The 21,472-nt window shown below is 47.0% G+C and carries 15 protein-coding genes; 14 read left to right on the top strand and 1 reads right to left on the bottom strand.

All coding sequences use genetic code 11. The features are described 5' to 3' along the window. Positions 1–60: 60 nt before the first annotated feature. The 12 genes from O59_RS07895 (at position 61) to O59_RS07840 (ending at position 17,498) form a co-directional block, all read left to right on the top strand. Complete coding sequence (locus O59_RS07895) at positions 61–576, top strand: cytochrome c-type biogenesis protein (RefSeq protein WP_040392004.1); 516 nt, start codon at positions 61–63, stop codon at positions 574–576. Continuing rightward, the gene (gene ccmI / locus O59_RS07890; protein ID WP_007641314.1) at positions 573–1,853 is read left to right on the top strand and encodes a c-type cytochrome biogenesis protein CcmI; all 1,281 of its coding nucleotides are present in this window, start codon (positions 573–575) and stop codon (positions 1,851–1,853) included. Before O59_RS07895 ends, ccmI begins: the two co-directional genes overlap by 4 nt. Before the next feature lie 297 nt (positions 1,854–2,150). After that, entirely contained in the window at positions 2,151–5,660 is a 3,510-nt protein-coding gene (smc, locus tag O59_RS07885; RefSeq protein WP_040391729.1) for a chromosome segregation protein SMC, read from the top strand. A gap of 27 nt (positions 5,661–5,687) precedes the next feature. Further along, positions 5,688–6,872, top strand: a complete 1,185-nt coding sequence (zipA, locus tag O59_RS07880) for a cell division protein ZipA (protein ID WP_007641310.1) — start codon at positions 5,688–5,690, stop codon at positions 6,870–6,872. 100 nt (positions 6,873–6,972) lie between these two features. Continuing rightward, entirely contained in the window at positions 6,973–9,015 is a 2,043-nt protein-coding gene (gene ligA, locus O59_RS07875) for an NAD-dependent DNA ligase LigA (protein ID WP_007641308.1), read from the top strand. A gap of 2 nt (positions 9,016–9,017) precedes the next feature. Beyond that, entirely contained in the window at positions 9,018–9,644 is a 627-nt protein-coding gene (locus O59_RS07870; RefSeq protein WP_007641305.1) for a transglycosylase SLT domain-containing protein, read from the top strand. 36 nt (positions 9,645–9,680) lie between these two features. Continuing rightward, entirely contained in the window at positions 9,681–10,106 is a 426-nt protein-coding gene (locus O59_RS07865; RefSeq protein ID WP_040391727.1) for a hypothetical protein, read from the top strand. Positions 10,107–10,125: 19 nt separating this feature from the next. Then, positions 10,126–11,103: a porphobilinogen synthase gene (gene hemB, locus O59_RS07860; protein WP_007641301.1), complete on the top strand. Its 978-nt coding sequence runs from the start codon at positions 10,126–10,128 to the stop codon at positions 11,101–11,103. 43 nt (positions 11,104–11,146) lie between these two features. After that, positions 11,147–11,539, top strand: coding sequence for a DUF3012 domain-containing protein (locus tag O59_RS21995; RefSeq protein WP_040391724.1), 393 nt, complete (start codon positions 11,147–11,149; stop codon positions 11,537–11,539). A 31-nt stretch (positions 11,540–11,570) separates the two neighbouring features. Continuing rightward, positions 11,571–13,088, top strand: a complete 1,518-nt coding sequence (locus tag O59_RS07850) for a Wadjet anti-phage system protein JetA family protein (protein WP_007641298.1) — start codon at positions 11,571–11,573, stop codon at positions 13,086–13,088. Next, positions 13,081–13,839: a DUF4194 domain-containing protein gene (locus O59_RS07845; RefSeq protein ID WP_007641296.1), complete on the top strand. Its 759-nt coding sequence runs from the start codon at positions 13,081–13,083 to the stop codon at positions 13,837–13,839. The genes O59_RS07850 and O59_RS07845 overlap by 8 nt, the downstream gene beginning before the upstream one ends. A 2-nt stretch (positions 13,840–13,841) precedes the next feature. Then, positions 13,842–17,498: an ATP-binding protein gene (locus tag O59_RS07840; protein WP_007641293.1), complete on the top strand. Its 3,657-nt coding sequence runs from the start codon at positions 13,842–13,844 to the stop codon at positions 17,496–17,498. Positions 17,499–17,511: 13 nt separating this feature from the next. Here O59_RS07840 and O59_RS07835 read toward each other — a convergent pair whose 3' ends face one another. Beyond that, on the bottom strand, positions 17,512–18,183 hold the full coding sequence (locus O59_RS07835) for a response regulator (protein ID WP_151057774.1): 672 nt from the start codon (positions 18,181–18,183) through the stop codon (positions 17,512–17,514). A 100-nt stretch (positions 18,184–18,283) separates the two neighbouring features. On the opposite strand from O59_RS07835, the gene O59_RS07830 reads away from it, so the two are divergent. Both O59_RS07830 and ovoA read left to right on the top strand, forming a co-directional pair. Continuing rightward, the gene (locus tag O59_RS07830; protein WP_007641290.1) at positions 18,284–19,135 is read left to right on the top strand and encodes an ATP-binding protein; all 852 of its coding nucleotides are present in this window, start codon (positions 18,284–18,286) and stop codon (positions 19,133–19,135) included. 129 nt (positions 19,136–19,264) lie between these two features. Further along, positions 19,265–21,451 (top strand): 5-histidylcysteine sulfoxide synthase, encoded by a 2,187-nt coding sequence (gene ovoA, locus O59_RS07825; RefSeq protein WP_050976996.1) that lies wholly within the window; start codon positions 19,265–19,267, stop codon positions 21,449–21,451. The last annotated feature ends 21 nt before the right edge of the window (positions 21,452–21,472 follow it).

Below are 21,472 nucleotides of genomic sequence, written 5' to 3'. Positions count from 1 at the left end.
CTCATGCTTATGAGTTGTTATACTCGCGCACAAATTTTCATTTGCGGCGGATGGCTTGTTATGCGATCACAATTATTAAGGCTAGGTCTGTATGTCGGATTTTTAGTGTTTTCGTCGTGGAGTATGGCGGCAATTGATGTGCATGAATTCGACAATGAGGTTGATCGCAAACGCTATCAAAGTTTTATTGATGAAATGCGCTGCCCTAAATGCCAGAACCAAAATCTTTCCGGTTCGGATTCACCAATAGCCATGGATTTGCGTCGGGAGCTTTATCTAATGATAGAGGACGGAAAGTCAGACAAAGAGATCGTGGATTTCATGGTGGAGCGTTATGGCGAATTTATCCTTTATCGACCACGAGTTACGTCGTCCACCCTATTGCTGTGGGGGGCACCAATATTTTTGCTGATTGCAGGCATCATCTTATTGCTACTCATTGTGCGCAAACGCCGTTCGATTGACTTGACGGCCAGTGGGTCAAGTTTGTCTCCCGAGGAGCGAGAGCGCCTTGCTGGGCTATTGGGCAGCAGGCGAAATAAAGATTCAGTTGCCAAGCAGGAGAACAAGCAATGACCGCTCTGTGGGGAGGCGCTGTTGCGCTGTGTATTATCGCTACGTTATTTATTTTTTGGCCGGTTTGGCGCTATAGGTCGCAAAACTCCATAACTGCAGCAGTTAATGTGGAAGAGCGACTTGCTGAAAATGTGCGTTTATTTCACGAGCATGTGGCCGAACTGGAGTCGCAACTTGCTTCCGGTCGAATTGATTCCGCACAGTTTGCCCAACTGAAGCTCGAACAAGAACGAGCACTGCTGGATGATGAAGCTAATATTCGTGCAGCACAGCAAACGCGCCAACTTAACGTTGGTGGTATTACCTTTGCGGTGGTAGCACTTGCGGCATTGCTTGCCGCTTATGGTTTATATCGCGAGCTGGGCAGTAGTGCCGATGTCGAGATACGAATGGCGCAAGCCGAAAAACAGCATCTTGATATGCTGGACTATCAAGCGGGGCGAAATCCTGACCCGGTGCGTACCCGTGAGATGATCCGCTTAATTGAGGCTCGTCTGGCCGATAACCCGGATCAGCTTCAATACTGGTTTTTTCTCGCCCGGATGTACATGGACATAAGCGATTTTACCAATGCAACCAATGCCTATTTGCAAGCGTTAGAGCGAGATAAAGAGTCATCAATGGTGATGGCTGAGGCAGCTCAGGCAATGTTTCTGCGCGATGGGAGCAAAGTCAACCCGGCAACTGTTGATTTGGTACAAAAAGCCTTAAAGCTAGATCCTGATAACACTATGGCGTTGGGCTTGGCAGGTATAGACGCTTTCGGAAAGCAAGACTATCTAGGTGCCATTAAATATTGGGGGCGCGTGGTTAATCTAAGCGGCCCGGACTCCGCTGGTGGTCAGGCGCTTACCGCGGGCATAGAGCGAGCTGCCGGGCTGTTTTTTGCCAATGGCGGCACTCAGGAACAATTGGATGCAGCGCGCAACGGGCGGCAAATCGCGGTTAATGTTTCACTGGCGAACGATGTGAAGGTTCAACCCGATCAGTTGGTTTTTGTTTATGCACGAGCGTGGCAGGGGGCCAAAATGCCTTTGGCGATTGCCCGTTTCAAAGTATCTGAGTTACCCAAGCGCGTATTGCTAACTGAAGCAATGGCAATGACCGATGCTATGACACTCGCCACAGTTGATAGTGTTGAATTAGTGGCGAGGGTATCCCAGGATGGTACAGCAACCGCGAAAGCGGGTGATTGGCAAGGCAGTATCGGCCCCGTGGATGCGGCTGCTGCGCAGGCAGATTTGCAAATAACCATCAGTGAGCAAGTCGCTCCCTAGGGTTGTAATTTATTTAGGAATAGATGAATCGCTCAAAAAGCAGGCGACCACTGCCGCACTTGATAAGCAATCCCATGTTTGCCGTTTTGGGCGGGTGTAAAGCTCTACACAAATGTGTAGAATCCCGCCCTTAGTGGTTAATTTGGCGTTTTCTTAAAATTTTATAGCAGTCAAAAAGACTAACAAAATCAAACAGCTAGGCGACTCGAATCGCCAGCGGACTATTTCTTGAACAGGTGGATTGAAGATGGGCGTTTCAATCGCAAAAACCTGCTGAATCATGAGTGATACGGATCTATGCGGTTAAAGTGCATCAAACTGGCTGGCTTCAAATCGTTTGTTGATCCGACAACGGTCAACTTCCCCAGCAATTTATGCGCTGTTGTCGGGCCAAACGGCTGCGGCAAGTCAAATATTATCGACGCGGTACGTTGGGTAATGGGTGAATCATCAGCCAAAAACCTGCGCGGCGAAAACATGACTGACGTTATTTTCAATGGCTCCAGTGGCCGTAAACCAGTTGGTCAGGCCTCCATTGAACTGGTGTTCGACAATTCAGATGCAACACTGACTGGCGAGTACGCGGGTTTCAGTGAAATCAGTATTAAACGTAAAGTTTCTCGCGATGGTGATAACAGCTATTACTTGAATGGCACCAAGTGTCGCCGCCGTGACATTACCGATATTTTCCTCGGTACCGGCTTGGGCCCTCGCAGTTACGCCATTATTGAACAGGGCATGATTTCGAAGTTAATCGAAGCCAAGCCCGAAGAATTACGGGTTTACATTGAAGAAGCCGCCGGTATTTCCAAATATAAAGAGCGTCGTCGCGACACAGAAAGCCGTATGCGCCGCACCCAGGAAAACCTGGAGCGTTTAACCGATATTCGGGATGAGCTCGAGCGGCAACTATCACGTTTGCAGCGCCAGGCACAAGCTGCCGAAAAGTATGCCGAATATAAAAAAGAAGAACGCTTGTTAAAAGCGCAGTTGCAGGCGCTCAAATACCAGCAGCTTGATCAGCAAGCTAAGGCCAAACAGCTAGCCATCCGTGACTTGGAATTGCGCATGGAATCTTTTGTGACTGATCAAGTCAATAAAGATACCCAAATTGAAAAATATCGCACCCAGTACACTGAACTGGGCGATAAGTTTAACGAAGTTCAAGGACGTTATTACGCTATTGGTGCTGAAATTGCGCGCCTTGAACAAAGCATCCAGCATGCTAATGAACGTGCGCGTCAGCTTCAAACAGATCTGGATCAAACCAGTCGCGACAGCAAAGAAGCAGAAGAAAATCTTGCCATAGATACCCAAAAAGTTGAGGCGTGGGAAGAGGAGCTACTGGAGCTGGAACCAGAATTGGAGTTGGTGAAGGCTGCGGAAGAAACTTCCAGTGAGTCCTTGATTGATGCCGAAGAGGCAATGCAACGCTGGCAAAATGATTGGGATAGTTTTAATCAGCGCGCAGCGGAGCCGCGTCAGCGTGCAGAAGTCCAACAGTCCCGTATCCAGCATTTGGAACAAGTTCAGCAGCGCTTACTGCAACGCATCGAAAAATTACGCGAAGAAAAAACGAACTTGCAGGATGGCTCTGACGACGAGTCGATTAATGAGCTCACTGAGCAGCTTGCAGAGTTGGATTTGATTGCCGATGAAAAACGAGCGCGTCTCGATGGTTTTGTAGAAACACTTGATACAACCCGTAATGAAAATAATCGCCTCGTCAATGAGCTTGATCAGGCGCGCAGTCAATTGCAGAAAATGCGGGGCCGCCATGCTTCACTGGAAGCATTGCAACAAGCAGCCATGGGCGAAAAAAATAAAGCCGTAACCGAATGGCTCGCCAAGAATAATTTATCTGGACAGTCGCGACTGGCCGAATCAATCGCGGTTGTCGATGGCTGGGACAAAGCATTAGAGACAGTGCTAGGCAATTCGTTACAAGCGGTTTGTGTCGATCAACTTGATGCCGTAGCCGGCCTGCTGACAAATCTCACTCAAGGTGAATTGGTGTTATTTGACCCGCAGGCAAAAACAGCGGCGGCGCCTTTTACAAAAGCAGAATTGTTAAGCACGAAAGTTAGCGCTGAATGGGATGCGCAAGGCGTGCTCGCCGGAATTTATATTGCTGATGATTTATCTGCAGCGCTTGCATTGCGCAAACAGCTCACAGCCAATGAATCCGTGATTACTCGCGATGGAATATGGCTGAGCGCACACTGGGTGCGTGTCACACGCGATACGGATGCAAGCTCTGGTGTTATTGCCCGTCGTCAGGAATTAGAAGAGCTCACTGCAGCAATTGCCAGCGCTGAAGAACAAGTTGAGTTATTAAGCTCGCAGCTTGATAAGGGGCGTGACGCCATCAAGCGCCTTGAACAGGAGCGTGAAGCCCTGCGGCGCGAAGTGGATGAGCAGAACCGCAAACACAGCGAGTTGCGCTCACAGTTGAGTGCCAAACAAGCTCGTATCGAACAAATGAATATGCGTCGTGAGCGTGCTGAAAATGAAATCCGCGAAGCGCGCGAGCAAATGGAGCAAGAAGCAGAGCATTTGTCGGAAGCACGAGTAATTCTGAGCGAAGCCATCGAAATGATGGAGCAGGATACTGACCTGAGAGAGTCATTATTACAACAGCGCGATGATATTCGTTCCGGTTTGGATAGCGCACGACAACGCGCCCGCCACGACAAAGACAAAGCGCACGAAATTGCAATGCGCTATCAGTCTGTAAAAACCCAGCTGGAATCGATTCGCTTGGGGATTGGACGCTTGCGCGAACAAGTTGCTCGCTTGCATGAACGGCGTGAACAATTAATTGCTAGCATTGCCGATAATCGCGATCCGGTAGAGGAATATAAATTAGAGCTTGAGGCCTCATTGTCCAAGCGTCTCTCTGTAGAAGCGTCATTAACTGAAGCTCGTCGGGCGCTGGAAACTGTGGAGCACGAATTACGCAACTCTGAGCAAGCGCGCAATCGCGCCGAGCAAGAAGTGCAAGCAGTGCGTGCACATTTGGAGCAGGAGCGTTTAGCAGCGCAAATGTTCGAAGTGCAGCGTGCTGGCATTGTTGAACAGCTTGAGGAAGAAGAATTAAATCTGGATATTATTCTGGCTGAAATGCCTGAAGGTACAGAAGTAAAACCGTTGGAAGAGGAATTGGAGTCCATTGCCGGTCGCATTAGCCGTTTGGGCCCAATTAACCTTGCTGCCATTGATGAATATAAAACCGAATCCGAGCGCAAAAATTATCTTGATGCGCAAAATGCGGATTTGATGGAAGCACTTGAAACGCTTGAGAATGCTATCAAGCGCATTGATCGTGAAACGCGTACGCGCTTCAAAGAAACATTTGATCAGGTTAACAAGAGTTTGCAGGAGCTGTTCCCGAAAGTTTTTGGCGGTGGTCATGCTTATCTTGAACTGACCGGTGACGAACTGTTGGATACAGGCATTACCATTATGGCTCGCCCGCCAGGTAAGCGTAACAGTACTATTCATTTGCTGTCGGGCGGCGAAAAAGCGCTAACAGCAATTGCATTGGTATTTTCTATTTTCCGTTTGAACCCGGCGCCTTTCTGTATGCTGGATGAGGTAGATGCACCGCTCGATGACGCAAACGTAGGGCGCTATGCACGTATGGTTGAAGAAATGTCAGCCCAAGTGCAATTTATTTACATCACACACAATAAAAATGCGATGGAGATGGCGCACCAATTGTTGGGCGTCACCATGCACGAGCCCGGTGTTTCACGCCTGGTGACAGTAGATGTTGACGAGGCCGCAGAACTCGCTGCGGTTTAACACTAAATACATATTACGGATAACCTTATGAAAGATTGGGTCATCATTATCGGATTCCTGTTTATTGTTTTGATTCTGGTCGATGGAATCAGACGCAAACATAATGAGCGCACTGGCAAAATTAAAGTGTCGCGCTCACTTAAAAAAAGCCTTAAGCAGCCAGCACTGGAAGACGAAGAAGATCAGCTTGCTGCAGCACCTAGTTATACCAGTGAACTGCCTAATGGTGGCGCTCGTGTAGTAGCAAAGCGCGACCCACAAGCGCCAATTCCAAGTATTGAAAAAAAGGCGCACGCCAAATCCTACACAGAAAAACAGCAGCGTAATGCGCTTACAGAAGCGCCTATTACACGAGCTCAACGCGAACCCCAGCAGACCAGTCTCAATCTTGGACAGTCGGTACCTATTTTGATGGAATCAGTGGAAGATAAAAATCGTTCACTGCCGCTGGATGAGCGTATAGAGCCCAGCTTCTCCGCTGTAACACCCGACTCGGATCTCGACCATGTCAATGACGGACAAGATTACGAAGGAGAGGACTACGAGGAAGATGATCACCCCTATGTGCGTGAACTTGATGATGAAAGAGATGATATAGATTCCAATGAAGAGGAAGATTACGAATACGAGGATGAGCTTCCGCAGGACGATCATGAGCAAGGTGATGCTGACTATGATGATGAAGATTACGAAGAAGATGATGAATATGAAGATCATCAGCAGCCAGCAGCGCAAAACAAAAATGAATTAAACCAACAGCCCGCGCCAGAACCGGAAGAGGTTTTAATTATTAACGTAATGGCTCATAAAGGTGAGATGTTTAAGGGCAGTGACTTATTAGACATCATCCTGAAATGCGGTATGCGCTACGGAAGCATGGATATTTTCCATCGCTACAGTGATGCAAAAGGCGAGGGTGCACTGCTATTTAGTATGGCGAATATGGTGAAGCCAGGAACTTTTGATCTTGATGCTATGGATGAATTTGAAACTCCAGGCGTAAGTTTGTTCATGACTTTACCGATTAATGCAGATTCAATGCAATCGTTTGATTTGATGGCGGATACTGCACGTGCGATTGCAGAAACATTAAATGGCGAATTGAAAGATGAGCAACGCAGTGTGATGACTCGTCAAACACTCGAACATTGTCGCCAGCGTATTCGTGATTTTGAACGAACTCGTCTATTTCGCCGTCCACCGCGCCACTAAGATCAATTCTTAAGATGCAGGGATGCATCTGCTGTCTATCAAGGCATGAATCGCAGCGTGTTGCTAACCGCAGGATTCGCTTCTTCAGGTACATTCATTCATGTCTACTTTGTCTCTCTTTGATAATTCCCCCCCAGAAATTCAACAGCTGCGTCAGGAGATTAATTTCCACAGTTATCGTTACTACGCATTGGATGATCCCCAAATAACCGATGCCGACTACGATCGGTTAATGCAGCGTTTACGTGAACTAGAACTTCAGTTTCCAGATTCTGTCACACCCGACTCGCCAACCCAACGGGTCGGTGCTGCGCCGCTGTCTGCATTCCAGACAGTGATTCACGAAATGCCAATGCTGTCCTTGGATAATGCATTTAGCGATGAAGACTTATTGGCGTTTAATCAACGTGTACAAGATCGCCTTAAAAGTACGGGGGATATTGAGTACGCATGCGAATTAAAACTGGATGGTATAGCTGTCAGTTTGTTATATCGCGACGGCGTACTTGTGCGTGGTGCAACACGGGGTGATGGCACCAATGGTGAAGATATCACTCAAAATGTACGTACCATTAAATCAATTCCCTTGCGTCTGCACGGGGAAGGTTATCCCGTAGTTTTAGAAGTTCGCGGCGAAATCTATATGCCCAAGGCCGGTTTTGAAGCGCTCAATGAAAAGGCTCGGGGGGCGAGTGAAAAATTGTTTGTAAATCCACGTAATGCGGCCGCAGGTTCTTTGCGCCAATTGGATCCTCGCATTACGGCAAGTCGCCCGCTCGAAATGTGTGCATACAGTGTTGGATTGGTTGATGGTGGTCAGTTGCCGGAAACCCATAGCGGCACCTTAACTGCTTTAAAAAACTGGGGCTTTTTAACCAATCGCGAAACGCAAGTTGCAAAAAATATTCAGGAAGCAATGGATTTCTATCGTCGAATTGGACTGAGACGCGACGGACTTGCTTACGATATTGACGGTATAGTTTTCAAGGTTAACTCTCGCGAGTTACAAGAAAAGCTCGGTTTTATTTCTCGTGCACCACGCTGGGCTATTGCTTATAAATTTCCTGCGCAAGAAGAATCCACACTATTGTTGGATGTGGAGTTTCAAGTCGGCCGCACTGGTGCCGTCACGCCAGTGGCTCGTTTGCAGCCCGTATTTGTGGGTGGCGTTACCGTTTCTAATGCAACGCTTCACAATCGCGATGAAATTAATCGCCTAGGCATAAAAATTGGCGATACGGTTATTGTTCGTCGCGCGGGTGATGTTATTCCGCAGATTGTGCAAGTGGTAGAAAGTAAGCGAACACCTGATGCCCGCGATATTATTTTCCCTGTCTCATGTCCGGTTTGTGGTTCGCCCGTAGAGACAGTTGCCGATGAAGCTGTCGCTCGTTGCTCAGGCGGGCTCGTGTGCGCAGCGCAGCGCAAAGAAGCGATTAAACATTTTGCTTCACGCAAGGCAATGAATGTAGAGGGCTTGGGAGATAAACTCGTAGAACAGCTTGTCGATTTGGGCTTGGTCAATAATCTTGCGGATATTTATTCCCTGAGTCGCGAACAATTATCGGCCATGGAGCGCATGGGGGAAAAGTCTGCGGACAATATTCTAAGCGCGTTGGAGACCTCCAAAAAAACTACCTTGGCAAAATTTATTTATGCCTTGGGTATTCGTGAAGTGGGAGAGGCAACCGCGCGCAATTTTGCCAATTACTTTGGCAGTTTTGAGGCGCTGGCGGCTGCCGATCAGGAGACCTTACAAAAAGTGCCTGATGTTGGCCCTGTGGTCGCACACTTTGTAGCGGAATTTTTTGCACAAGAGTGCAATATTATTGCCGTATCTGCATTGCGTAATCATGGTATTCATTGGGACAACATTGATGTCGTGAGCCCTGAGGAGTTGCCACTGGCTGGGCTTACTTATGTATTAACGGGCACATTGGAATCGCTCTCTCGTGATGATGCCAAAGCACACTTGCTAGCGCTTGGCGCAAAAGTAGCCGGTAGCGTATCCGCTAAAACAGATTATGTTGTCGCTGGGCCGGGCGCTGGATCAAAACTCGCTAAAGCAGAAGAGCTGGGCCTGAAGGTTATGGACGAAGCGGGATTACTTGAGTTACTACAGCAGCATGGAAGGAGCATTTAGCAATGCAATATAAAAACGCATTAATAGTTTTTGCGCGGTTGCTGTGCTTGGTTGGCTTAATAGGTTTAATCGGGTGCTCCAGCTTGCCCCCAACAAAACCTCAAGATCTCTGTGCAATTTTTGATGAAAAACCTTCTTGGTACAAAGAATCAAAAAAAGCCGAAAAACGTTGGGGCTCATCAGTACCGACCATGATGTCAATCATGTTTCAGGAGTCTCAATTCAAACATAATGCACGGCCAGCACGCACAAAAATCCTGTGGGTGATTCCAGGGCCGCGTCCTAGTGATGCTTATGGTTACCCCCAGGCAAAAAATGCCACCTGGAATGAATACCAAAAAAACAGTGGAAATGGTTGGTCGCGCCGCGATAATTTTGGTGATGCGATTGATTTTATTGGTTGGTATAACAGACAAAGCCAAACCCGCAGCCGAATCAACCCCGGGGACAGTTATAATTTGTATCTCGCGTATCACGAAGGCCATGGAGGCTTTAATCGTGGGACTTATAAGCGAAAGAATTGGTTAATCAATACTGCCCGTAAAGTTGAATCCCGTGCACAGCAATATGACTATCAGTTGCGGGCCTGTGAGGATCGGTTTAAAGGCAGTTGGTGGTGGCCGTTTTAAAAGTCGTTAGTTGTCGTTACTAATGTCGGAGTGATTATGGATCAAGAATCAATTGTCTACGGTTGTATTAAGGATGTATCACCGTCAGCGCTGGAGTCTGAACGTATTCGTGTTAACCGCGAGGCGATGCTGTCTTTACCTCATGCAGACGAGTGGCCGTTTCTGAGTCAGGAAATGTTTTCTATTCCTGGTGTTAATTCGCCATTTTTTAATTATCAAACAGAAGTCATGCACTTCGGCGCGTCTTACAAGGCAGTGGAATATGAATGGGATCAATGGATTGCCCAGTTTGAGTCGCTGCTGAGCAAAATGTATTGGGTTTCTGCTACCGTTCACTTGGAGACGGAATTGTCAGGTACACATACATTTACTTGGGAAGCGAACGGCAGTTTTCATAAGCCCGGCTCTGGCAATATGCGGGTACGCTGTGAATGGAGCCACGAAGGCTCTTTGAGCATTTAAATATTTATTGAGTTTAGTTATGCAGATTCCACTGACCAAACCTGACTTTCGTTTTCGTCGCCTGCGCAGAACTACAGCCCTGCGTGAATTAGTGCGTGAAACTCATTTGCATATGAGCGATTTTATTTTGCCCATTTTTGTGGAAGAGGGCATTAGTGAGCCGGTTCCAATTAAATCCATGCCGGGTGTATTTCGCTACCCGGAAGCGCAACTCGCAGATATTGTAGTACGCGCTTGGGACAAGGGTGTGCGTGCAATTATTTTGTTTGGTGTGTCCACACATAAAGATCACGAGGGTTCCGATACCTGGTGTGAGCATGGTTTGCTCGCGCGAATGATTCGTGCCGCAAAAGCAGCACAGCCAGAAATGTTAGTTATTAGCGATAACTGTTTCTGCGAATACACCGACCATGGTCACTGCGGTGTAGTTACCCATGATGATGTGGATAACGACAAAACTCTCGCAAATTTACAAAAACAAGTTGTACTGGCAGCGCAAGCCGGTGTGGATATGATTGCCCCGTCGGGCATGATGGACGGCATGATCAGTGCAATTCGCCAAGCGTTGGACAGTGCCGGGTTTACGCATATTCCAATCATGTCTTACTCCACCAAATTTGCTTCTGCATTTTATGGCCCGTTTAGAGACGCGGTTGATAGCAGCTTTAAGGGCACGCGCAACACCTATCAAATGGATCCATCCAATTCACGTGAAGCGCTTGCCGAATCCATGCAGGATGAAATGGAAGGTGCCGATATTCTCATGGTAAAACCGGGCATTGCGTATTTGGATATTCTTGCCAGTATTCGCGCCAATTCAACGCGCCCCTTGGCGGTTTACCATGTGAGCGGCGAATACGCGATGATTAAAGCCGGCGCGGCTGCCGGTGTTATCGATGAGAGATCTATCGTTCTTGAAACCATGACGGCATTTAAGCGTGCAGGAGCTGATTTAATTATCACTTACTATGCCGAAAAAATGGCTGAATGGCTTTAAGTTTTGCTTATTGGGTTGAAATTAGAATCAGGATTTATAAGTAATGATGTCATTGTTTCGCGAGCAAAAATTCCTTGTCATATTGTTAATTCTCAGTGTGTTGGTGCTGGGTTTAGGGTTATTTATGATTCAATCAACTAACAAAAAATCTGAGCAACAAACAAAACAGCTAGTGAATGAGCAGGAAAAAACCGTTGCAGCCATGAATTTAGTGGCTGAAATTGCTCAGCAGGAATTAAAAGCACAACAATCAAACCAACAAATGGTACAGACTGTAGGTGATATAAAACCGCAGGAATCGCTTGATCGTGTCGCTGCACTAAATGGTCGTATACCTGAAGTGGGTAGCGATGATTGGTGTGAAGTGATGATGGTGAAAGACGCTAAAGATTGGACTGAAGATGAGCAATCGCTTTTTGCCAAACATTGTCTGTAATTTATTCGCCGCAACTTTGTGAACCCTTCTGATGTTTTTTAGCGATTCCCGGCTTCATTTTTTTAATCCGCTCACGGGTAAATACCGGGCGCTCGCTGCTGAGTGCCTGCGTCTTTTATATCAGCGTTTATACACAGATCTGCGTGACTATGGACATGCGATTAATCGTGAACAGCTAGTCGATATTTTTAAAGAGGCGATTGCTCGCGCGCCCATTTTGGATATTGATCTTGATGTCGATACCGAAGGTGAGGATACAAGTGAGGGGCGCTTTAAAACCCAGCGCGATCTGGCGAGTTTTATTATTAACCGTTTAATTGAAAATGGTTGGCTGGAAAAGCAAGTCGACGAAACCAGTTTGCAAAGTAGCTATGGTTTTAGTCGCATGGGCCGTTTATTTACCCAGCCCTTTGCCGATAACGATGCGAATCAATTTCGTACCCGCAATCGCAACACCCGTAACACCCGCAATAGTTTGCAAGCCTTTTACGATCAAGGTGAAATTAACGATTTGCTCGATGCTTATGAATACTCAGAGCGAATCATCAGTGATTTCACCGATGTCATCGCCGAGCTTGAAGAGCGCAAGCGTCAATTGGTGCGTGAAGTGGAATCACGCCAATTAATTCAGCAAGCGAGCGATGAGTTTTTTGATTTTATGGAGACGGTATTCAAACCTGACCTGGAAGTACGTTTGTCTGCTGATAGTGTAGAAAAATACCGCGACCAAATTTCCGACATAATCACCAAAATTCGCCGCAAACGGAAATACGGTTTGGGCGATGAAGAAACCGCTGCAAAAGATTGGCGCGCAGTAATGGAAATTCGCTTGCGCAAAGCATTACCGCAAAAAGTAGTTACCGGTGTATCGCTGCTGGAGACCTTGCTGCAAACCATTGACTCACGCTTGAAAAATGCCTGTGACATTATGTTGCCCGCGCTGCGTCGCGCATTGAACACCTTTACCCAGCGGGCTGACATTATTATTCGCCAGCTCAGCTACATTAATAGCCGCGGGCAGGATGACCTGATGGACATTTACCGCTCGCTTGGCAATTTATCGCCCGAGCAGCAGGATGAGGTATTAGTCGTGCAAGGCGAAGCGATTGCCAGTATCCAAATGGGTTATATCGACCCTGCGCAAATCCAATTGCGTGCCCCGCGCAATATTCAAGTTGTACGCTCAATGCTTGACGAGGATAAAGCATTGGATGCAGAAGCTCAAAAATCGTTGTTCATTCAACAAGCGTTGGATAAAGCCTTTATTTTGCAATCCAGTAGTGTGCGTGATTATGTCCATCGTGCACTGCTGGAAAAAGGTGAGATTCGCAGCAGCGAGTTGCAGGCGAATTCCATGCAGGAATTATTAAATCTCTCCCATGCCATTGAAGTTGGCGCTGCAGACAATCTTTCGTCCCGTTATCGTTTTTGTGTTCAACAAAATAGCGAATGGTTGCACCAACAGCCTTTGGTAGCAAATAGCGCTTACTTTAAGCAGCGCGATGAATTTGTAATTAGCTTGACCGATGAAGGTAAGCCCAATGAGTAACGCATTAAGCTCGCTCCTGCAGGAGCAGTTGGATAAACACAATTTAAGTTTGGAAAACTGGCGTGAGCTGGTACAGCGGCTACTGGATTACGGTGTCTTATGTCGCGATGACAGTCAGGTTGAAGCCGAACTCTATGACCGCTTTTTGCGTATTCATGAACTACTGAATGATTACTTGAGTTTGATGGGAATTCGCTTTCAGCATGACAGCCATTTTCGTTTTGTGCGCATTCTGCCACCGGGTGCACGTTTACCCGGTATGGATGATGAAACTGACGAGCCATTCAACGCAGGGTTGCGCAGCCGCTTAAATCAACACGAAGTTGCTTTGGTATTAGTGCTGCGCGCCGAATACGACAAAGCGTTACGTGAAGGTAGCATCGACGAGCAGGGTTGCGCCACTTTATCGCTCGAAGCCATCGCCATGGCGATGAAAAGTTTGCTGCGTCGCAGCTTGCCGGAAAATATCGGTGAGCGTCGCCAGGCGTTTAAACGTTTACGCCAGCTGCGGTTGATTAATTTTTTCGCCGAATCAGATATTGACTCCAGTGAAAGTTGGATAAAAATTCGTCCGTTAATCATTAATCTCGTTAATAACGAATGGCTTGAGCAGATCCGTAATCACCTTGCCGAAAACTTACTACTAGTTGATGAGGATGCAGAAGAGCCCAGCACAGCAAGCGACGCTCGTCCATCCCCCGTCAAGCCCACCCCGCATTTTAATCGCTCGCTTTTTGCCGCTGAAGAATAGTTATGTATCTGAAAAAGTTTATTTACGTTAACTGGGGCAATGTACCCAATACCGAGTTTGAATTTGGGCCGATTAATTTATTTTCCGGCGGCAATGGCTCGGGCAAAACTACGGCGGCGGATGCGATTCAAACCATCATGACGGCAGCCCATGATAATTTGTTTCATTTCAACCCTGGGCAGGATGAATCGAGTCAGCGTGGCCGCGGTGGAAAACTGGTGCGCACACTCGCATCCTATGTGCTGGGCTGTGACGATGGTGCGTATTCCCGCCCGCAAGGTTGCGATGGATATTTAGCGGCAATATTTCACCCCACACAAGGTGAAAATAGCGAGCCATTTACCGCATTAATCGGCATGCGTGCGTTTTTAGAAACAGCAGGGCAAGGAGCAGGCCTACAAAAAGTTGCCCGTTTGGATGATACCCAGTTTTATATTCTGAGTGATGTAGAACTGGGGTTAAACGATTTATTAAAAGAAGAAAAAACACACAAGTATGTAGTTCCACTCGACAAACTCTACGCTGGTTTGCGCCGCAAATATGGTCAGTCACAAGTAGAGAAATACGACAAGAAAAAATCTTATCTCTGCCGGCTTTATGGTGTTTTGCGCGGCAAAAAGGATGCAATCTCCGAGCGTGAAGCCATGAATGCCGCCCGCGCATTTTCGCGCTTTATGGCATACAAACCTATTAAGGGTATCGATGAATTTGTTGCCAACGAGATTCTGGAGTACCGCGATTTAGGCGAAGCCATTCGCACCGTATCCACCATGCTTAAACGTATTCATACCATGGAGTCAGACGCCCGCACGCTGCGCCAAGGCATTGAGCGTATGGCACAGGGGCGTCAGTGGTCGGACAACTTTATCGCCAACTGGCTTGAACAACAGGTGCTGCAATACTCTGTAGCAAAACGCCGCTATACCGACTCACAAAGTTTGTATTTGGATGCAAAACATAAACAGCAATTGCTACGTGAAAGCTCGGCGGGACATCAGCAATCGTTATCTGCCTGTGAAGCCCAGCGCGATGAAATTAACCAATTGATTCTTGCCGCAACAGCCCGCCGCTTAGGCGTTCCGGCACTGCGTGATAAAGATCAACTGGAACAGGAAAAAGTTGCTCAAGAAAAGCTGATTCAAACCCAAGTGCCGGAACTGCGTAAGCAACATCAGCAACTTTTGGTTAACCTTGAAGCTGCCCAACAATTCTCACTGGCTTTGCGCCAAACCTCCATCGCAGTGGATTTACCTGCGTTAAAAGATAGCAACCTGACGGCATTGGTTAAAAACCTGTGTAGCGATTCCGAGGCACTGGATATCCACCAGCTTCTCAATCGTGACTTAATTGAGCTTAGCCCGCTGGAACCTCAGCTGGAAAAAGTGGTGGAGCTGCAAAAACATCACAATGCATTTTTCGCCAGCTTATTTACGCAAGATTCCAATGCCGGTGTTGCGCGGATTAATTTACGCGATCAAATCGCTCAGGAGCGCGATAAACGCAAAACCCAGGCTGAGCGTTTGCAAAAAAATACTGAGGTAAAACGCCGCGAAATCCAGACCTTGGAATCACGTCAAGTGAGTTACCCCGGTTTTGTGCGCGTCGCGCTTGACGCGATTGCTACCCAGTGCCCGAAAGCCGATGCCAGGGTTTTATGCGATTACGTGGATATCACCGATCGCGAATGGCAAGCGGCGATCGAAGGTTATATTGGCGCAGCACGTTTTGGCATTATTGTTGAACCGGAATACGAAGCCGAGGCGATTGCTATTGTGCGCAATATGGCAGGGCAGGGGAATCGCGCCCGCATTATTCAGGGCGATAAAGCGCGTAAGGATATTGATAAATCTGGCGAACCGACTAGTAACTCCATTATTCAAGTAATGAATTTTTCCCACGCCACCGCAGAGGCCTACATTAAAGCGAGTTATGGCAATGTACAACGCGTAGAAAATGCCAAAGAGTTAAAAAACACGCGGCGCGGCATCACCAAAGATGCTATGGGCTCGGGCAATTACGCGATGTTTCGCTGTGATATGGCAGATTCAGAATTGGTATTTGGCCAAGGCGCTCGCGAGCGCGCACTGGATGCCAAACGCAATGAATTCCATACGCTGGTAAGTGAATGGCAAGCCGCAACGGCTTATGCGGAAGAGGCCCAAGAACTCTTGCTTGCGCTGGATAAACTTAAGCCCTTGAGTTATGCCGAAACATTACAGGCGATGCTGGCGGCACAAACAAAAATTCAAGCGATTGATAGTAAATTGCAGCAATTGGATTTAAGTGATACCACGGCATTAGAGGCAGAGTTAAATGAACTGCAATTGCGTTTGCAGGAGCAGAACCAACATTATGCTCGCTTAAACAATGCACAAGTGGATTGCCGCGCAGAATTAAAGTTGGCGGATAATCTCTGCCACAAACTGGATGCAGAGCAAGATAAAACCCTCGCGCAGGTTGATAGTTGCGAAACCAACCTGCAAGCCATTGCTGCATTCTGGCCAGACTTTGACGCGGACGCACGTTTGCAACTTGCCGATGAAGAGATAGGCCAACACAGCGTGCAGTACTTTGAAACCCAGTTAGCTGGGGTAAATGCCGAGTTAAAAACTATTTTACATCGCTTGCAACAAGCGGCGATGGTGCACAACCAGTTCTGTGCAACCAGCGATGCCATTTTGTTTGATATTGACTACAACGACGATTTGGGAAGCGCGAATTTCCGTGCAATTTGCGATATGCGTCGGCAATTTGATGCGCTCTATAATCGCGATAAAAATCATATTCTCGCTCAGCGACATCAGGAAATTGAATCGCTGCGTGAAAGTTTTAACAATGCCTTTGTCACCAATCTGTGCCACTCCATTTATCAAGCTATTAATGATGGTAAAAAAACACTGGAGGATTTGAATAAAGAGTTGGAGCATCACCGCTTTGGCGCGGACCGCGAGCGCTTCCGTTTTGATTGGGAATGGGTACCTGAATTCAAAGAGTATTGGCAATTCTTCAAAGCCGTAATCGATAGCCCCAGCCTGGGGGAAGGCGAAACACTGTTCAATATGAAGCTGGATGAAAAACACCAGCGTGTGCGCGAACGACTAATGGCGATGTTGCTGGATGAGGACGAACAAAAAGCCTTGCGTGAATTAACGCGCATTGCCGATTATCGTAATTATCGCTGCTATGAAATTTACAAAGAACCAGAAGGTAAAGCCCCCATTGCACTCAGCCAATATGGCACGGGCTCTGGTGGGCAGCTGGAAACACCGGCTTACATTATTCGCAGCGCCGCCATTACCTCCGCATTTCGCTTTAATGAAGGCAACAGCCATTTGCGCATGGTGTTGGTAGATGAGGCGTTTTCTAAAATGGATGAGCATCGCTCCCGTGAAGTGATTAATTACTTAACAGAAAGCTTGGGCTTGCAGCTGAATTTTATTATGCCAAGCAGTAAGTCAGGCCCATTTATGGATTTAATCTCCAATCAGTTTGTATTCAGTAAATGCCCAACAAGCGAACCGGTTGGTGAATTAAAGACGCGGGTAATGCTTGATCGCCAAGTGTGTGATCAGGAAAAGATTAAAAAGTTAATGGCCAATCACCGTCGAGCGATACGTCAGCAGGCCGCGTTGGATTTTATGTTGGAGGTTGAAGGGTAAAAAGATGAGAGCATTAGCTCTCATCTTCTAATTTAACTTGCGGAAAGAAACGCGCAATTTTTTTAATTAGCTTATCTTGCTCCAGAGGTTTAACCACATAGTCATCAACACCGTCCTCAATGGCAGCGCGAATCTGTTTGGCTTCTGTTACGGCGGTAACCAACATAAAAACCGTACCTAAATAACGCTCTGCGGCGCGCATCGCATTGTGTACATCAATGCCGGATTTGGTAGGCATATTCCAATCGCAAAGTACCAGATCGTAAATGGGATTTGCGTCATACATAGCGCTAATCGCCTTCAACCCATCGTTGGCAAAATCAACCTGATAAATACCTGATGCGCGTAAAAATGCGTTAATCAGCTCGCATATCAATTGGTCATCATCTACAACCAACACTCGAATTTGCCCTGACAACAACTCTTGACGACGACCAAATGCCGCTTGGCGGATGGGGGATACAGCCTTGGGCGATATGTAGTGATTGATACGCTCGTTAACAGGGGCATCAAAAGTGTGTAGTTTATCGCTCAATTTTTGTAAGGCGGATTCAATCAGGGGCAGGTCTTGCATCAGCTGCGCCTTGGCTTTCTCGATTTCTGTGTTGTTCAGGTTTTTAGTTATCCAATCGCGCTTTTGCGCCAATGTTTTTCCAATAACCTGCAATTCCTGTTTGGTAAACATAGAAAACCTTTTGCGTGAAATTACCATTAAACCTTTTACAATATAGCCCAGAGCTATCACATGGCTAGTAACTTAATCCAATTTTAGAGGGTAATCCAGCGTGTCAAATCTTGATTTATTCATATCCCGTTTGGAGCAGCTAATTGAGCGAGTAGAGGCAATATTGCCTGCTCAGCGCCCCGAACCCGATTGGAATGCCAGCGCATTTCGTTGGCGTACACGTGTGAACGGTGAGGGCTATTTGCAGGCAGTTAAACACCCGCACAAGGTCGCGTTGGAGTCGTTGAAGAATATTGAGCACCAAAAACAGTCTATTCTGCGTAATACGGCCCAGTTTGTGGCCGGGCGCGACGCCAATAACGTACTGCTGACTGGTGCACGTGGTACGGGTAAATCCACGCTGATCAAAGCCGTCTGGGCTGAGTTTGCCCCCAAGGGGTTAAAGATTATCGAAGTAGATAAAACAGACCTCCTGCATCTAAGCGAAATCGTTGATTTACTGGGCGAACGACCTGAAAAGTTCATTATCTTTTGCGATGATTTATCGTTTGAAGAAGGCGAGATCAGCTATAAAGCATTGAAATCGGTATTGGATGGATCTATTTCTGCACCCACTGCGAATATGCTGTTCTATGCCACCAGTAACCGCCGTCACCTTATCCCGCAAAAAATGCGCGAGAATCTGGATGTTAGCGATGAAAGCGGTGAAGTGCGCCCAAGTGACGCCATTGAAGAAAAGGTATCTCTGTCGGAGCGATTTGGGCTCTGGCTGAGCTTTTACCCATTCAGTCAGGACGATTACCTCGCTGCCGCCCAGTACTGGATTGCTCATTTGGGCGGTCAGTGGACGGAAGCAGCTGAGCAGGCTGCGCTCTTGTGGCATAGAACCCGCGGTGCACGCAGTGGTCGCGTGGCATGGCAGTTCGCCAAGGATTATGTTGGTCGCCAGTAATAGTGCCTGTTAAGGGTGGCGATTAGCGTAACAAATTGGTGTTTTCTGCATCCATGATCAACGATCTATGGCAACACCTACAGGTGTGGATCGCCGCCTTACTTACAGGAAAGAATCAGGAGCATACCAATGCACTCAGGACATAACACGCTGCGCCAAGCCGCCTCATCGATGGACTCCGCTCAAGCGCGAGTACTTTCAAGCTTTGCGGCCAATCCTTTACTCACTCGCACACCTAACCTGCGTGAGGGGAATGAAGCGAGTTTTAGACGAATTTTACGTGACTATTTTCTCACTACGTTTGATTGCTATGAATCGCTCTTTGAATGCCTGGCTAATGATCAGGCTTATTACATTAAGCCCATCACTTTACGTCATCCGCTGATTTTTTATTTTGGTCACACTGCTACTTTTTTTGTAAATAAATTGTTGCTGACACGCATGATCAGCGAACGCATTAACCAACGCTTTGAATCCATGTTTGCCGTAGGCGTGGACGAAATGAGTTGGGATGATTTGAATGAAGCACATTACCAATGGCCTACACCCGCCGAAGTAAAAGCCTATCGCGATAAAGTGCGCACGCTGGTGGTTAACCTGATTGAAACCGCCCCCCTGCAAATGCCGGTTGATTGGAATAACCCTTGGTGGGCAATCATTATGGGGGTTGAACATGAGCGGATTCATTTGGAAACATCATCCGTACTGATTCGCCAACACAAACTGCAATATGTAAAAAGCTCATCCAATTGGCAAGCAGCGCAGGAATCGGCGACTGCACCAACAAATGAATTAATTTCAGTTGCTGCGGGAACAGTTCGTCTTGCCAAAGACAAACAAGACCCTTACTACGGTTGGGACAATGAATACGGCTTGCATGAATCTGACATTAGCGGATTTAAAGCCGCTAAATTTTTGGTGAGCAATCAAGAATTTTTAGCGTTTGTTGAAGCGGGTGGCTATTTAAATTTACACAACTGGGAGGAGGAGGGGAAAGGCTGGCTGGCTTTTACTAAAGCACAGCACCCTACCTTTTGGGTTAAAAAAACCAATGGCTGGTATTTGCGGTTAATGACCGAAGAAGTGCCTATGTGTTGGGACTGGCCCGCTGAAGTGAACTATCACGAAGCAAAAGCATTTTGTAACTGGAAAAAATCTGAAACTGGTATGAACGTTCGCCTGCCCACCGAGGACGAATGGTATCGATTGTATGATGTAAGTGGCCTACACAATATTGGTGAATCCGCTGCGAATGCCAACCTTCATTTAGATCATTTTGCATCATCTTGTCCGGTGAATAAATTTGCACAGGGGGATTTTTACGATGTTGTCGGCAACGTTTGGCAGTGGACTGAAACACCGATTTATCCTTTTGAAGGTTTTGAAGTGCATAGTATTTACGATGACTTCACCACACCCACATTCGATGAGCGTCACAATCTAATTAAGGGTGGCTCATGGATTTCCTGCGGTAATGAAACCCTGCGCTCATCGCGCTACGCATTCCGCCGTCACTTTTTCCAACATGCGGGCTTTCGCTATGTTGTTTCCGGAGATGTAAAACCCTTGCCTAGTTCCCATTACGAAACCGATAAACTTTTATCTGAATATGCCGAATTCCATTACGGGGATGAATATTTTGGTGTACCCAATTTTTCTAAAGCCTTGGCTGAACTCGCGATAAAAACACTTGGCGATAAACCCAAACATAAAGCACTGGATTTGGGTTGTGCCTCTGGACGCGCGACTTTTGAATTAGCACGTGCATTTGATTTTGTTACCGGCATCGATTTTTCCGCCCGTTTCATCGGTCAAGGTGTCCAACTCGCCAACAGCGAAACCTTGCGCTACACCTTAACTGATGAAGGTGAACTGGTTTCCTACAAATCCCGTTCATTAAACGATTTGGGGCTGAATGAATACAAACACAAAGTTGAATTTTTCCAGGGCGATGCTTGTAATTTAAAACCGCAATTCACCGGCTATGATTTAATCCTCGCCGCCAATTTAATTGATCGTCTTTACAGCCCGGCGAAGTTTCTCACCAGTATTTACGAGCGTGTAAACTTGGGCGGCGTTTTGATGCTAACTTCGCCCTATACCTGGTTGACCGAACATACACCGCGTGAAGAGTGGATTGGAGGCTTCAAAAAGGACGGCGAAAGTTTCACCACACTGGATGGGCTGCAAGCTCATCTGGGCAAACACTTCCGTTTAATCAAAGGCCCGCAAGAAGTTCCGTTTGTAATTCGCGAAACCAAACGTAAATTCCAGCATACGCTTTCTGAGGTTACATTTTGGGAGCGGATTAGCTAAATATATTCTTATAAAATATTG

The organism is Cellvibrio sp. BR, assembly GCF_000263355.1.
Lineage (GTDB): Bacteria > Pseudomonadota > Gammaproteobacteria > Pseudomonadales > Cellvibrionaceae > Cellvibrio.
The sequence above is the reverse complement of the archived record's forward strand: the minus strand, read 5'-3'. Positions and strand labels throughout refer to the sequence as shown.